This is a genomic window from Streptomyces sp. NPDC030840 (genome assembly GCF_055572015.1).
In genome coordinates this window covers 338,909-353,463 of sequence record NZ_JBVIEE010000004.1, presented here as the reverse complement: position 1 = coordinate 353,463, position 14,555 = coordinate 338,909, and the positions used below count along the sequence as shown (strand labels likewise).

Genomic DNA, 14,555 nt, shown 5'->3' with positions numbered 1-14,555 from the left:
AATCATTCACCTGGGGTGGCCAGTTCCGTGGCTGCGAGGAGTTCGGCGAGGTGTACGAGATCCGTACCGGTGAGGCGGGGCAGCGCACAGCCGGAAAGGGTGCGGCAGGCGTCCCGCCAGGTGGCCGGGACGGTGGCGGCGCCGCCGAGCGCGCCGGTCAGGGCGCCGACGAGCGCGGGGGCGGAGTCGGCGACCCGGGACAGGCAGGCCGCGGCGGGCACGGCTTCGGCGATCCTGCCGCGGGCGGCGGTGGCGAGCGCGAGGGCGACGGGGACGGTCTCGGCGGCCGCGATGCCGTAGCTGTAGACGTGGTCGACGATCTGATGCTCAAGGAGTGGGACGAGAGCGAAGGTTCCCTCGCCCGCGTGGTCCTGGGCCAGGCGCAGCGCGTGCCGGGCGTTGCGGCCGATCTCCGTCTCCTCGGGGAGCTCGGCGACCGCCGCCGCGACACAGGCGTCCACGTTCGCGCCGTCGAGTGCGAGCGCCAGCGCGGCTCCCATGGCGCGGGCGCCGTGCACGCCGTCGCCGTCCTGGGTGTAGCGCGCGTCGAACTCGGCCAGTTCGGCGGCGAGTCGGGGGTCGCCGGTGTGGGCGATGGCGAGCACACAGGCCCGTACGCACGCGGCGTCGTCGAAGTAGTGCGGGTTGTCGTGGCCCGTGGCGGGCGGGCGCAGGCCGGCGGCGAGGTTGCCGAGCCCCGCCCGTACGGAGATGCGGGCGCGCAGCGGCAGGACGGCCGACTCGACCTCGGGTGCCCGCTCGGCGGCGGCCGCGACCTCGCTGGCGACGGCGTTCCAGGACAGGTCGATCGCCGCGCGCATCCGGCGCGCCCGGCTGAGGTCGCCCAGGGCGCCGCAGTCGCCGGCCCGCAGGACGGCCTCCGCGGCGAACACCGCCCACTCCGCGTCGTCGGAGGGGCCGAGCGTGAGCGGCTCCGGGGGCTGGTTGAGCGCGATGGGTACGGGCAGGGTGGTCGTCGCGTTCTGCTCGGCGAAGGTGTCCAGTTCGCGGGTGAGGCGTCGTGTCCACTCCGGCATACGGGCGGCGCGGTGCCGTGCGGCCGGCCAGCCGGCGGCGTCGCCCGCGGCCAGGCCCAGGAGGAGGCCCTCGATCCGGGTGCGTGTCGGGGCGTGCGGGGTTGTTCCGGCCTCGGCTTCGCCCTCGGCCGGGTTGTTGTTCCCACCCGCACCACCGGTACTGCTTTCGTTGCCGGGTGCGGGTGGCCCCTGTGGGAAGTTCCCGTCGTCGGCGGCCGCGGGTCCGAGGAGGGATTCACGTGCGGTCACGGACGTACCTCCTTCTCGTCCCCGGCCAGTACGTACGCGTCCCGGTCCGGGCCGTCGTCGGGCGCCGGCCCCGGCACCAGACCGGGCGCCAGCCCCGGCACCAGGCCGGGTGCCCACTTGGGGGACTCGTCCGGGGTCAGCAACTCCGCGACGTCGAGGACGTGGTGGCCCTCCATCGAGGGCAGGCAGCTGCCCCGGGCCGGGCCGATGGCCGCGGCCCAGGCCGTGGGGATCGCCGAGGCGCCCCGGGTGGCGCCGGCCAGGGCGCCCGCGACGGCCGCCGTCGTGTCGGCGTCGCGGCCCATGTTGACGGCCGTGAGCACCGCACCGGTGAAGTCGCCGTCGGCCGCCGCGTACGCGCCGAAGGCCAGGGCGACGGCCTCCGGTGCCAGGTCCGTCCAGGGGTAACCGCCGATCACCACGGCCGAGCGGACCGCGCGTTCACCGAGATGGGCGGCCGCGACCGCCCGGCGCAGGGACCGGGCGGTCCAGGAGTCGTCGGGGACGACCGCCAGGGCCGAGGCGACCACGGCGATCGTCGGGGCGCCCCCCATCGCGGCCGCCACGCCCGCCGCGACCGCCTGGCCGCCGTAGATGCCCTCGCCGTCGTGGCTCACCGAACCGTCGATGGCCACCAGCCGGGCCGCTTCCGCCGGGCGGCCCGCCGCGAAGACGCCGAACGGCGCGGCCCTTATGGCCAGGCCGTCGCTCCAGGCGTGCCGGTGCTGGGCCGAGATCGGTGCCGCGAGGCCCCGGCGCAGGTTCTCCAGCGTGCCGCGCTCGCTGAAGCCCGCGCCTCGGAACGGGCCCTCGTCACGGTCGGCGATCCACTGGTGCCAGGCCGACTCCACGTGCGCGACCGTGAGTGCCGACCCGTGCCGGGCCAGCAGCAACCCGGAGAAGATCGCGTACTCGGTGTCGTCCGTGCCGCAGGGGTGCTCGGACACGTACCCCGTGATCCGGCCCCAGCGCGCGCGGATCTCCGACGGCTTCATGTTCTCGGCGGGTGCGCCCAGCGCGTCCCCGACGGCGAGTCCGAGCAGCGCACCGCGCGCCCGCTCGCGCAGGTCGGCGGCGTCCCCGGGCGCCGGGATCGGGGGAGTGCAGGCGATGGCGGCCATACGATGCCTCTCTGAGGGCCGGAGCGACCCCGGCGAAGTGATCGGGCACGTCCCGGCGCCGTCCGGTGCGCGCCCCCGCACCCGAAGCGGCTGCGTGCCGATCGGGCGTGGGCCCCGGCGCCTTGCCGGCCAAGGCGCACGTAGCTCCGCCACGAGGACCCTCGTCCGGCACGCCGGGAGCGCGCACCGAACGACGCGGGAACGCGCCCGGGCTTCCCCGGCGCCGCTCAGCTGCGAGTAGTTGATCTGCTCTTCGGATCTTTGACACCGCGCGCCCCACCGGCTTCCGGAATCCCCGCCAATCACCCGGTCGACATCTGTGCGGAACCCTGTACGAATGAGCGGACGGGGGTGCCTGACGGTTCGAAACCACCGGGTCGCATGGTGGGATGGTGCGGGTAAGTACGGCCTTCCTTGCTGGCAGGAGCGATTTTCCGCGCGTACGTTCGATGTGTTGAGGTAAGTCGGCACCACCCGAGGGGGACCCGAACCGTGGCCATCATCGAGACCGAAGCGACGCTGCACGCAGCGCACCGGGACAACCACACGCACCGTGACGTGAACGGTGGCTGGCTGCGTCCGGCCGTCTTCGGGGCGATGGACGGGCTCGTGTCCAACCTGGCACTCCTGACCGGTGTCGCGGGCGGGTCCGCCGGTCCGCAGGCGATCGTCCTCACCGGGCTCGCGGGGCTCGCCGCGGGGGCCTTCTCCATGGCCGCGGGCGAGTACACCTCCGTCGCCTCGCAGCGCGAACTCGTCGAGGCCGAACTCGATGTCGAGCGGCGGGAGCTGAGGAAGCACCCGGAGGACGAGGAGCGGGAGCTTGCCGCGCTCTACGTCAGCCGCGGCGTCGAGCCCGAGCTCGCCCGGCGGGTCGCCGGTCAGCTGTCGCGCGATCCCGAGCGGGCCCTGGAGATCCACGCCCGGGAGGAGCTGGGCATCGATCCCGGCGACCTGCCCTCGCCGGCCGTCGCCGCCGTCTCGTCCTTCGGCTCCTTCGCCCTGGGTGCGCTGCTGCCCGTGCTGCCCTACCTGCTCGGCGCCACGGCCCTGTGGCCCGCCGTCGTGCTGGCGCTCGCCGGACTCTTCGCATGCGGTGCGGTCGTGGCCAGGGTGACGGCGCGGACCTGGTGGTTCAGCGGGCTGCGGCAGCTCGCGCTCGGGGGTGCCGCGGCGGGTGTGACGTACGCCCTGGGCAGTTTGTTCGGTGCGGCCCTATGATGTGTCGGCTGCCCGTATGCGACTACCTATGCGAGGGACCGCATAAGTAATCGTTACTACGCGGTTTCGAATGCTTAACCGCTGGGCATGAGCCGTAAGCGCCGCGGGCAACGACGCCCGCTCCGCACCCGTGGTGGGCGACCTCGCCCCCTGCGCATCCCGGGTCGGCGGACAATGATCTGTCCGTCCGGCTCCCCCTGACTTCGCCGCCGCGCGCGGTACCCGCGCCGCGTGCCAGCGGCGTCCGCATGTCGGAACGAACTATCTCGGTTCCCGAGAAGTGCTCCATCATGTAATCTGCACGAAATTTTGCGCAGAGGGCCAGCGTCGTCCCTCGGCACCTGCTATATGCCACTGACGACGACGGGAGAGCCGATGCGTACGCCGCGCCAGCCGTCCCAGCATTCCGCGAATGGCCAGAACTGGTCCTTCATGGATGCTCGCCCTGCTGCGCAGGGTATGTACGACCCCCGCAACGAGCGTGACGCGTGCGGCGTCGGCTTCGTCGCGACCCTCACCGGCGAGGCGTCCCACACCCTGGTCGAACAGGCCCTCACGGTCCTGCGGAACCTGGAGCACCGCGGTGCCACCGGCTCCGAGCCCGACTCCGGCGACGGTGCCGGAATCCTCTCCCAGGTCCCCGACGCCTTCTTCCGCGAGGTGGCCGGATTCGAGCTGCCCGAGGCCGGCGCGTACGCGGTCGGTATCGCCTTCCTCCCGGAGGACGGGACCCAGGACGCCGTCTCGCGCATCGACACCATCGCCGCCGAGGAGGGCCTGACCGTCCTCGGCTGGCGCGAGGTGCCGGTCGCCCCCGAGCTCCTGGGCGCCACCGCCCGCTCGACCATGCCCGCCTTCCGTCAGGTCTTCGTGACCGACAGCGCGAGCAAGGGCATCGACCTCGACCGCAAGGCCTTCGTGCTGCGCAAGCGCGCCGAGCGCGAGGCCGGCGTGTACTTCCCGTCGCTGTCCGCGCGGACCATCGTCTACAAGGGCATGCTGACCACCGGCCAGCTGGAACCCTTCTTCCCGGACCTGTCCGACCGCCGGTTCGCCTCCGCGATCGCGCTCGTGCACTCCCGGTTCTCCACGAACACCTTCCCGAGCTGGCCGCTCGCCCACCCGTACCGCTTCGTCGCGCACAACGGCGAGATCAACACGGTCATGGGCAACCGCAACTGGATGCGCGCCCGCGAGTCCCAGCTGGTCTCCGACCTGTTCGGCCCGCAGGAGAAGCTGGAGCGGATCTTCCCGATCTGTACGCCGGACGCGTCCGACTCGGCGACCTTCGACGAGGTCCTGGAACTGCTCCACCTCGGCGGCCGCTCGCTCCCGCACTCCGTGCTGATGATGATCCCGGAGGCGTGGGAGAACCACGACTCCATGGACCCGGCCCGGCGCGCCTTCTACCAGTACCACTCCACGATGATGGAGCCCTGGGACGGCCCCGCCTGCGTCACCTTCACCGACGGCTCCCAGGTCGGCGCCGTGCTGGACCGCAACGGTCTGCGCCCCGGCCGCTACTGGGTCACCGACGACGGCCTCGTCGTCCTCGGCTCCGAGGTCGGCGTCCTCGACATCGACCCGTCCAAGGTCGTCCGCAAGGGCCGCCTCCAGCCGGGCCGCATGTTCCTCGTCGACACCGTCGAGCACCGCATCATCGAGGACGACGAGATCAAGGCCGAGCTCGCCGCCGAGCACCCGTACGCGGAGTGGCTGGAGGCCGGCGAGATCGAGCTGTCCGACCTGCCCGAGCGCGAGCACATCGTGCACACCCACGCCTCGGTCACCCGCCGCCAGCAGACCTTCGGGTACACCGAGGAGGAGCTGCGCGTCCTCCTCGCGCCGATGGCCAAGGCCGGCGCCGAGCCCATCGGCTCCATGGGCACGGACTCGCCGATCGCCGCGCTGTCCGAGCGCCCCCGGCTGCTCTTCGACTACTTCACCCAGCTGTTCGCGCAGGTCACCAACCCGCCGCTGGACGCCATCCGCGAGGAGCTCGTCACCAGCTTGCGCTCCTCGCTGGGCCCGCAGGGCAACCTGCTGGAGCCCACGGCCGCGTCCTGCCGTTCGGTCACCCTGCCCTTCCCGGTGATCGACAACGACGAGCTGGCCAAGCTCATCCACATCAACGCCGACGGCGACATGCCCGGGATGAAGGCCGCGACCCTCTCCGGCCTGTACCGGGTCTCCGGCGGCGGCGACGCCCTCGCCGCGCGCATCGAGGAGATCTGCGCCGAGGCCGACGCCGCCATCGACAACGGTGCCCGCCTGATCGTCCTCTCGGACCGCCACTCGGACGCCGAGCACGCCCCGATCCCGTCGCTGCTGCTCACCGCGGCCGTCCACCACCACCTCATCCGCACCAAGCAGCGCACCCACGTGGGCCTGCTGGTCGAGGCCGGTGACGTCCGCGAGGTCCACCACGTCGCCCTGCTCATCGGCTACGGCGCCGCGGCAGTGAACCCGTACCTGGCGATGGAGTCCGTCGAGGACCTCGTCCGCGCGGGGACGTTCCTGTCGGACATCGAGCCCGAGCAGGCCATCCGCAACCTGATCTACGCGCTCGGCAAGGGCGTCCTGAAGGTCATGTCCAAGATGGGCATCTCCACCGTGGCCTCCTACCGCGGTGCCCAGGTCTTCGAGGCCGTCGGTCTCGACGACGCCTTCGTGGAGAAGTACTTCAACGGCACGACCACCAAGATCGGCGGTGTCGGCATCGACGTCGTCGCCAAGGAGGTCGCCGCCCGCCACGCCAAGGCCTACCCGGCCTCCGGCATCGCCCCGGCGCACCGCGCGCTGGACATAGGTGGCGAGTACCAGTGGCGCCGCGAGGGCGAGCCGCACCTGTTCGACCCGGAGACGGTCTTCCGCCTCCAGCACTCCACGCGCGCGGGCCGCTACGACATCTTCAAGAAGTACACCGAGCGCGTGAACGAGCAGTCCGAGCGTCTGATGACGCTGCGCGGCCTGTTCGGGTTCAAGTCCGACCGGCAGCCGATCTCCATCGACGAGGTCGAGCCGGCCTCCGAGATCGTCAAGCGCTTCTCGACCGGCGCCATGTCGTACGGGTCGATCTCGCGCGAGGCGCACGAGACGCTGGCCATCGCCATGAACCAGCTGGGCGGCAAGTCCAACACCGGTGAGGGCGGCGAGGACCCGGAGCGCCTGTACGACCCGGCACGCCGTTCGTCGATCAAGCAGGTGGCGTCCGGCCGCTTCGGTGTGACGAGCGAGTACCTCGTCAACGCGGACGACATCCAGATCAAGATGGCCCAGGGCGCCAAGCCCGGCGAGGGCGGCCAGCTGCCCGGCCACAAGGTGTACCCGTGGGTGGCGAAGACCCGGCACTCGACGCCGGGCGTGGGCCTCATCTCCCCGCCGCCGCACCACGACATCTACTCCATCGAGGACCTGGCCCAGCTGATCCACGACCTCAAGAACGCCAACCCGCAGGCCCGCATCCACGTGAAGCTGGTCTCCGAGGTCGGCGTCGGCACGGTCGCGGCCGGTGTGTCGAAGGCGCACGCGGACGTGGTGCTCATCTCCGGCCACGACGGCGGTACGGGCGCCTCCCCGCTGACCTCGCTGAAGCACGCGGGCGGCCCCTGGGAGCTCGGTCTCGCCGAGACCCAGCAGACGCTGCTGCTCAACGGCCTGCGCGACCGCATCGTCGTGCAGACCGACGGCCAGCTGAAGACCGGCCGTGACGTCGTCATCGCCGCACTGCTCGGCGCCGAGGAGTTCGGTTTCGCGACCGCGCCGCTCGTCGTCTCCGGCTGCGTCATGATGCGCGTCTGCCACCTGGACACCTGCCCGGTCGGCATCGCCACGCAGAACCCGACCCTGCGCGAGCGCTACACCGGCAAGGCCGAGTACGTCGTGAACTTCTTCCGGTACATCGCCGAAGAGGTCCGCGAGATCCTCGCCGAGCTGGGCTTCCGCTCCATCGAGGAGGCCGTCGGCCACGCCGAGGCGCTCGACGTGACCCGCGCGGTGAACCACTGGAAGGCGCAGGGCCTGGACCTGGAGCCGCTGTTCCACGTGCCCGAGCTGCCCGAGGGCGCGGTGCGCCACCAGCTGATCGAGCAGGACCACGGCCTGGAGAAGGCGCTCGACAACGAGCTGATCAAGCTCGCGGCGGACGCGCTGGCCGCTTCCGACGCGAAGGACGCCCAGCCGGTGCGCGCCCAGGTCAAGGTCCGCAACATCAACCGCACGGTCGGCACGATGCTCGGCCACGAGGTGACGAAGAAGTTCGGCGGGGCCGGTCTGCCCGACGACACGATCGACATCACCTTCACGGGCTCGGCGGGCCAGTCGTTCGGCGCCTTCCTGCCGCGCGGTGTGACCCTGCGCCTGGAGGGCGACGCCAACGACTACGTCGGCAAGGGCCTCTCCGGCGGCCGGGTGATCGTCCGTCCCGACCGGGGCGCCGACCACCTCGCCGAGTACTCGACGATCGCGGGCAACACCATCGCGTACGGCGCGACCGGCGGCGAGATGTTCCTGCGCGGTCGCACGGGTGAGCGGTTCTGCGTGCGCAACTCCGGCGCGACGGTCGTGTCCGAGGGCGTGGGCGACCACGGCTGCGAGTACATGACTGGCGGCCACGCGGTGATCCTGGGCGAGACGGGGCGCAACTTCGCGGCCGGCATGTCCGGTGGCATCGCGTACGTCATCGACCTCGACCGCGACAACGTCAACGTCGGCAACGTGGACGCCATCGAGGCCCTCGACGACACCGACAAGCAGTGGCTGCACGACGTGGTGCGCCGCCACGCCGAGGAGACCGGCTCGACCGTCGCCGAGAAGCTCCTCGCGGAGTGGTCCGTGGCCGTGGACCGCTTCAGCAAGATCATCCCCAGCACGTACAAGGCAGTGCTCGCCGCCAAGGACGCCGCCGAGCGAGCCGGTCTCTCCGAGTCCGAGACGCACGAGAAGATGATGGAGGCGGCGATCAATGGCTGACCCGAAGGGCTTTCTGAACCACGGCCGTGAGGTCGCCAAGTCCCGCCCGGTCGGCGAGCGCGTCAAGGACTGGAACGAGGTCTACGTTCCGGGCTCGCTGCTCCCGATCATCTCCAAGCAGGCCTCGCGCTGCATGGACTGCGGCATCCCGTTCTGCCACAACGGCTGCCCGCTGGGGAACCTGATCCCCGAGTGGAACGACTACGCCTACCGCGAGGACTGGACCGAGGCGTCCGAGCGCCTGCACGCCACGAACAACTTCCCGGAGTTCACGGGCCGTCTGTGCCCCGCTCCGTGCGAGGCGGCGTGCGTGCTCGGCATCAACCAGCCGCCGGTCACCATCAAGAACGTCGAGGTCTCCATCATCGACAAGGCGTGGGACAGCGGAGACGTCAAGCCGCAGGCGCCCGAGCGCCTGTCCGGCAAGACGGTCGCGGTCGTCGGGTCCGGCCCCGCCGGTCTCGCCGCCGCCCAGCAGCTGACCCGGGCCGGCCACACCGTGGCGGTGTACGAGCGCGCGGACCGCATCGGCGGCCTTCTGCGCTACGGCATCCCCGAGTTCAAGATGGAGAAGCGGCACATCAACCGCCGTATCGAGCAGATGCGCGCGGAGGGCACCCGCTTCCGCACGGGCATCGAGATCGGCCGCGACCTCAAGGCGACGGACCTGCGCAAGCGGTACGACGCGGTCGTGATCGCCGCGGGCGCCACGATGGCCCGTGACCTCCCGGTCCCCGGCCGTGAGCTCAACGGCGTCTACCAGGCGATGGAGTACCTGCCCCTGGCGAACAAGGTGCAGGAGGGCGACTACGTGTCCCCGCCGATCTCGGCCGAGGGCAAGCACGTGGTGGTCATCGGCGGCGGTGACACGGGCGCGGACTGCGTGGGCACGGCCCACCGCCAGGGCGCGGCCTCGGTCACCCAGCTGGAGATCATGCCGAAGCCGGGCGAGGAGCGCGCCGCCCACCAGCCGTGGCCGACCTTCCCGATGCTCTACAAGGTCACCTCGGCCCACGAGGAGGGCGGCGAGCGCGTCTACTCCGTCTCGACCACCCACTTCGAGGGCGGCGAGGACGGCAACGTCCAGTGGCTGCACCTCGTCGAGGTCGAGTTCGTCGACGGCAAGCTGACCCAGAAGCCGGGCACGGAGCGCAAGATCCCCGCCCAGCTGGTGACGCTGGCGATGGGCTTCACGGGCACCGACCGCGAGAACGGGCTCGTCGAGCAGTTCGGCCTGGACCTCGACGAGCGCGGCAACATCGCCCGCGACGCCGACTTCCAGACCAACGTGCCGGGCGTGTTCGTGGCGGGCGACGCCGGCCGCGGCCAGTCGCTCATCGTCTGGGCCATCGCGGAGGGCCGCTCGGCCGCCCGCGGGGTCGACCGCTTCCTCACGGGCGCGAGCGACCTGCCGGCGCCGATCCGGCCTACGGACCGGGCGCTGGTGGTCTGACGGCTGCTCGGTAACAACCCACAACGTCCCGTACAACGGCGTACGGAACACAGACGGCGCCTGCCCTTGTCCCCGACCGGACACCTGGGCGGGCGCCGTCGCATGTGCGCCTACTCGGTGGGCCAGACCCAGCTGACGATGACGGCACCGCAGATGGCGAAAACGCCGACGAAGGCGAGCCAGCGGGCCCACCAAGAGCCGCCACACGGTACGCGTGCGGTCCTTCTCGTACTGGGGCAGCCTGCTCGCCTCCAGCATGATCTCCTCGCCGAGTCGTCCGTGGACGGCGAGCACACCCAGCCATGAAGCCACGATCAGTGTCACGAACCCAGTGATCAGAAGCCCGATGACGACCAGCGCGGAATGTGGGCGAGCTTGCCGAAATCTTCCTGGCCCTTCAGGACGAGAAGAGGTCTCGGCAGGAGAGACGATTGACCGTGCCTCACGGCACCCGGAACGTCTCCCCGTACACCTGCCACACCAGCGGCGTCCTCAGCTCCAGGTTCCCGTCGTACAGGAACTGCCGCTGGGCCGTGTCGATGCGGGTGGTGTCGCGGTCGGGGTCCTCGGCCTTCATGGCCGCCCGGCGGATGTCGAGGAAGATGTCGATGTAGGCCTTCTCGCGACCGCCCTCCGAGGGGGTGTCGGCCTCCTGCAGGGCGCGTTCGCGGAGGCCGTAGAAGCCGTCGGGGCCGATGCCGGGGCCGTGGAGGACCATGGCGTCGTAGTAGACGAACTGTCCGAGGGTGCCGAGGCCGTCGAGTTTGGCCAGGCGGACCGCGGGGTCGAAGTAGATGCGGTCGCGTTCGGCTTCCTGGGCCTTGCGGAAGGCCGGGAGCTTCGCCTCCGCCCGCCAGGCCTTGGTGAAGCCCGGGTCGAGGCCGTCGTGGGAGTCCGAGCCGTCCACCTCGCGCAGGGCGGGGAGGTACTCGGCGAGGCCGTTGTCGGGGTGGGCCTTCGTGTAGCGCTCCACCAGTGCGCGCAGGTCGTGGGTGCCGGTGGTGAAACCGATGATGCCCGCCGTGTAGCCGCGGCCGTCGTCGATGTCCTCGATGTAGCCGTACGTCCCGCGCCAGTCGAGGGTCGAGTTCTCGGCGCTCGCCACCAGTTTCTGGGCCAGCTCCTTCTTCGCGGGGGCGGCCAGGCCCGGGGGCGCCGCGGCGATGGCCTTCTCGTCGGCGGCGCGCTCGGCTTCGGCCCGCGCTTTGGCGTCCTTGCGGGCCTGCTGGGACGCGGAGACCCGGCTTCCCGGTACGTCCGGGTCCGAGGGCTCGGGCGTGAAGACGTAGACCGCCGCCGTGATGACGAGCGGGGCGGCGGCAAACAGGAGACAACCGGCGCGTTTCATGGCGCATAGCGTATGTGGACGGTGTGTGGGTGTGCGAAGGGAGTGATGTGAGGTGCCTGCGCGCCCGCTGTGGAGCGGCGAACAGTGTGGACTGTGGCGCCAGTGCCCCAATGCGGGCGGCCACCCAGGCCCCGTTGCCGAATGCCTGGTGGCGGCCCGCCGCCTGTCCTGGTTCCGCCGGGTGTCCTGCCCCCGCCGCGTGCCCGGGTTCCTCAGGCCGTCCCGTTCTTCAGCCCCGACACCATTCCCACCGCGAGCAGCACCAGCACGACCAGTACCGCCACGCACGCTCCCGCCTGCACCAGCGCGCGGCGGCCGCCGCGGGGCGCGTGTGCGAAGGCCAGGGCCACCGCCGAGCCTGTCAGCAGGCCGCCCAGGTGGCCCTGCCAGGAGGTGAACGCCGCGGAGAGAACCAACCACAGGAGCAGGCCCGCCATGAAGCGGTTGACGCTGTTCAGGTCGGCGCCGAGACGGCGGGCCAGGACGTAGTACGCGGCGCTCACGCCGAAGAGCGCCCCCGACGCCCCCACCGTGCTCGCGGTCGGTGCCAGGAGGAGCACCACGACCGAGCCGCCCAGAGCGGACAGCAGGTACAGGGCGAGGTACCGGGTGCGGCCGAGCTGGGCCTCCACCACCCGGCCCACGTTCCACAACGTGACCATGTTCATCACGATGTGCAGGATTCCGAACGTGCCCTGTGTGGGTGGCAGGTGCAGGAAGGTGCCGGTGAACAGGCGGAACCACTCGCCGTTGACGACGCCTTCGGGCGCGAATCCGGGAGGATAGGTGTTCTGCCAGACGTAGTGACCGCCGTCCGGTCCCGTCAGCCTCGCGCCCAGCATCGAGAAACGTTCCAGGGTCTCCGGGTGGACGACCTCGGCCAGGTAGGCGAGGACGTTCAGGACGATGAGGGTGTACGTCACGAGGGGCGTCGTGGTGATGCGCCCGCCGAACACCGTGCGCGCCTCCCGGACCGACCGGGCGCCCTCCCGCACACACTCCACGCAGTGGTGCCCGACGGCGGCCTCCCGCATGCAGTCCGGGCAGATGTACCGGTCGCACCGGGTGCAGCGGACGTGGGACTCCACCTTGGGGTGGCGGTAGCACGTGGTGACGGCGGACTCGGACGGCGACTCGGGTTCCACGGCCGGCTCCTTGTGGGGTGCGGTCTGACGGTGAGCCGGTGGGGACGGCGGCGAACAAAATAGCGAACGCCTGTGGAGGGAGGGGAGGAAGGGGCCGCCATGGCGGTAGCCTCGGCGTCCCGCCCGGGACCTGGGCCGTCTCGGTCCGGGCCTGGGCCGTCTCGGTCCGGGCCTGGGCCGTCTCGGACCGAGCCGGCCCGGACCGGCCTGAACGGACCCGAAAGGAACCCGCATGGCAGCGATCAGCCTCAGCAAGGTGGAGGAGACCGCGCCCGCGCTCGTCAGCCTCTACAAGACAGCGGGTGTCTCGCTCGCCAAGCACGGGCTCGACGGGCAGCGGGCCGCCGTGTACCTCGTCGTCGACTACAGCGGCTCGATGAAGCCGTACTACAAGGACGGCAGCGTGCAGGCGCTCGCCGACCGTGTGCTCGGGCTGTCCGCGCACTTCGACGACGACGGGATCGTGCCCGTCGTGTTCTTCTCCACGGACGTCGACGCCGTCACCGACATCGCCCTCGCCGACCACCGGGGCCGTGTCGAGCGCATCGTGGCCGGGCTCGGTCACATGGGGAAGACCAGCTACCACCTGGCCATGGACGCCGTCATCGACCACTACCTGGACAGCGGCTCGCGGCACCCCGCTCTCGTCGTCTTCCAGACCGACGGCGGGCCCATCAACAAACTCGCCGCGGAACGGTATCTGTGCAAGGCGGCCAGGCTGCCGCTGTTCTGGCAGTTCATCGGCTTCGGAGACCCGGGCAGCAAGCAGTTCGACTTCCTGCGCAAGCTGGACGAGCTGGCGGTGCCGGGAAAGCGGGTCGTCGACAACGCCGGGTTCTTCCACGCCGGTTCCGACCCGGGGCGGGTCTCCGACGGGGAGCTCTACGACCGGCTGGTGGGCGAGTTCCCGAAGTGGCTGGTGGCGGCACGGGCCCAGGGGATCGTGACGGGACGGGCGTGACAACCGCCCGACAGCCGCATTCCGGAGCCGGCGGCCGATGAGTGCCGTGAGCTCACGAGCGGCGCGCACCACCACTGACATCACCGAGCACCACCTCCCGGCACTCGTCCGGTGTGCCCCACGCCGCGCGCAGGACACGGGCCTTGGTGAGCCACAGCGAGAGGTCGTACTCGGCGGTGTAACCGATCGCGCCATGCAGCTGCAGGGCCGTACGGGCCGTGACGTACGCGGCCTCACAGGCGGTGACCTTGGCGGCGGCCACATCGGCCGGGTCCAGGGTGACCGCCGCACCGAACACCAGTGGGCGCGCGAACTCCAGCGCCACCTTCGCGTCGGCCAGCCGGTGCTTCACCGCCTGGAACGAGCCCACGGGCGCGCCGAACTGGGTCCGCTGCCGCACATACCCCACCGTCCTGTCGAGCAGCGCCAGCCCGACCCCGAGCGCCTGCGCGGCCGTGGCGAGCCGGGCCCAGAGCAAGGCGTGGGCGAAGGGCGGCGCGATGGCGAGGAGTTCACCGTCGGGGTGCAGGAGTGTGAGGCGTCGGGCCGGGTCCAGGGAGGGGCGGACGGGATCGTGGCCGGGGGCGAGACGCAGTGCGCCGTCGGCGGTCAGGGACAGGCGGGTCGTGGCCGAGTCCCCGTCCAGGGCGTACGACCCGGCCCGCGCGACTGTCGCCGTCGACTCTCCCGTCACCAGCGCCGGGAGCAGGCGCTTGGCGGGTCCCGGGTCGTCCAGCCCGGCGAGCAGAACGGTCGCCGTCACCGTCTCCACCAGTGGGCCCGGCACGGCATGACGTCCCAGCTCCACGAAGGCGACCGCGAGTTCGACGGGAAGCGGGCCCACTCCCTCGTACGCCTCCGGTGCGGCCAGCGCGAAGACGCCCGCCTCCGCGACCCGGCGCCACAGCGCGAGTCCCGCCGCGTGATCACCGCGACTCCAGGCCCGTACGACCGAGGGGGTGTCCGCGGCCGTCAGCATCGCGTCCAGCGAGTGGGCGAAGGCTCGCTGCTCGGTGTCGAGGAGGAAGCGCATCAAGAGGCCCCTTCCG

At 71.4% G+C, this 14,555-nt stretch carries 9 protein-coding genes; 4 read left to right on the top strand and 5 right to left on the bottom strand.

Features of this window, described 5'->3' with window-relative positions:
• Positions 1 to 2: 2 nt before the first annotated feature.
• Positions 3 to 1,286, bottom strand: coding sequence for an ADP-ribosylglycohydrolase family protein (locus ACZ49J_RS11940; RefSeq protein WP_467451384.1), 1,284 nt, complete (start codon positions 1,284 to 1,286; stop codon positions 3 to 5).
• Positions 1,283 to 2,407: an ADP-ribosylglycohydrolase family protein gene (locus ACZ49J_RS11935; protein WP_467451383.1), complete on the bottom strand. Its 1,125-nt coding sequence runs from the start codon at positions 2,405 to 2,407 to the stop codon at positions 1,283 to 1,285. The genes ACZ49J_RS11940 and ACZ49J_RS11935 overlap by 4 nt, the downstream gene beginning before the upstream one ends.
• A 492-nt stretch (positions 2,408 to 2,899) precedes the next feature.
• On the opposite strand from ACZ49J_RS11935, the gene ACZ49J_RS11930 reads away from it, so the two are divergent.
• From ACZ49J_RS11930 to ACZ49J_RS11920, 3 genes are all read left to right on the top strand, one after another.
• On the top strand, positions 2,900 to 3,628 hold the full coding sequence (locus ACZ49J_RS11930; protein ID WP_467451382.1) for a VIT1/CCC1 transporter family protein: 729 nt from the start codon (positions 2,900 to 2,902) through the stop codon (positions 3,626 to 3,628).
• Positions 3,629 to 4,003: 375 nt separating this feature from the next.
• Positions 4,004 to 8,599, top strand: coding sequence for a glutamate synthase large subunit (gene gltB / locus ACZ49J_RS11925; RefSeq protein WP_467451381.1), 4,596 nt, complete (start codon positions 4,004 to 4,006; stop codon positions 8,597 to 8,599).
• On the top strand, positions 8,592 to 10,052 hold the full coding sequence (locus tag ACZ49J_RS11920) for a glutamate synthase subunit beta (RefSeq protein ID WP_467451380.1): 1,461 nt from the start codon (positions 8,592 to 8,594) through the stop codon (positions 10,050 to 10,052). Before gltB ends, ACZ49J_RS11920 begins: the two co-directional genes overlap by 8 nt.
• Before the next feature lie 442 nt (positions 10,053 to 10,494).
• Here ACZ49J_RS11920 and ACZ49J_RS11915 read toward each other — a convergent pair whose 3' ends face one another.
• Positions 10,495 to 11,400, bottom strand: coding sequence for a chitosanase (locus ACZ49J_RS11915; RefSeq protein ID WP_467451379.1), 906 nt, complete (start codon positions 11,398 to 11,400; stop codon positions 10,495 to 10,497).
• A gap of 212 nt (positions 11,401 to 11,612) precedes the next feature.
• Positions 11,613 to 12,545 (bottom strand): rhomboid family intramembrane serine protease, encoded by a 933-nt coding sequence (locus ACZ49J_RS11910; protein ID WP_467451378.1) that lies wholly within the window; start codon positions 12,543 to 12,545, stop codon positions 11,613 to 11,615.
• 232 nt (positions 12,546 to 12,777) lie between these two features.
• Here ACZ49J_RS11910 and ACZ49J_RS11905 point away from each other — a divergent pair, with 232 nt between their 5' ends.
• Positions 12,778 to 13,506, top strand: coding sequence for a vWA domain-containing protein (locus ACZ49J_RS11905; RefSeq protein WP_467451377.1), 729 nt, complete (start codon positions 12,778 to 12,780; stop codon positions 13,504 to 13,506).
• 52 nt (positions 13,507 to 13,558) lie between these two features.
• On the opposite strand, the gene ACZ49J_RS11900 is transcribed toward ACZ49J_RS11905, so the two are convergent.
• Positions 13,559 to 14,539 carry an acyl-CoA dehydrogenase family protein gene (locus ACZ49J_RS11900; RefSeq protein WP_467451376.1) on the bottom strand — a complete coding sequence of 327 codons (981 nt, stop codon included), beginning with the start codon at positions 14,537 to 14,539 and terminating at the stop codon, positions 13,559 to 13,561.
• Between the last annotated feature and the right edge of the window lie 16 nt (positions 14,540 to 14,555).

Coding starts and splice junctions, on each gene's coding strand:
- ACZ49J_RS11915 (WP_467451379.1), bottom strand. CDS start 11,400: ATGAAACGCGCCGGTTGTCTCCTGTTTGCCGCCGCCCCGCTCGTCATC.
- ACZ49J_RS11935 (WP_467451383.1), bottom strand. CDS start 2,407: ATGGCCGCCATCGCCTGCACTCCCCCGATCCCGGCGCCCGGGGACGCC.
- gltB (WP_467451381.1), top strand. CDS start 4,004: ATGCGTACGCCGCGCCAGCCGTCCCAGCATTCCGCGAATGGCCAGAAC.
- ACZ49J_RS11900 (WP_467451376.1), bottom strand. CDS start 14,539: ATGCGCTTCCTCCTCGACACCGAGCAGCGAGCCTTCGCCCACTCGCTG.
- ACZ49J_RS11920 (WP_467451380.1), top strand. CDS start 8,592: ATGGCTGACCCGAAGGGCTTTCTGAACCACGGCCGTGAGGTCGCCAAG.
- ACZ49J_RS11905 (WP_467451377.1), top strand. CDS start 12,778: ATGGCAGCGATCAGCCTCAGCAAGGTGGAGGAGACCGCGCCCGCGCTC.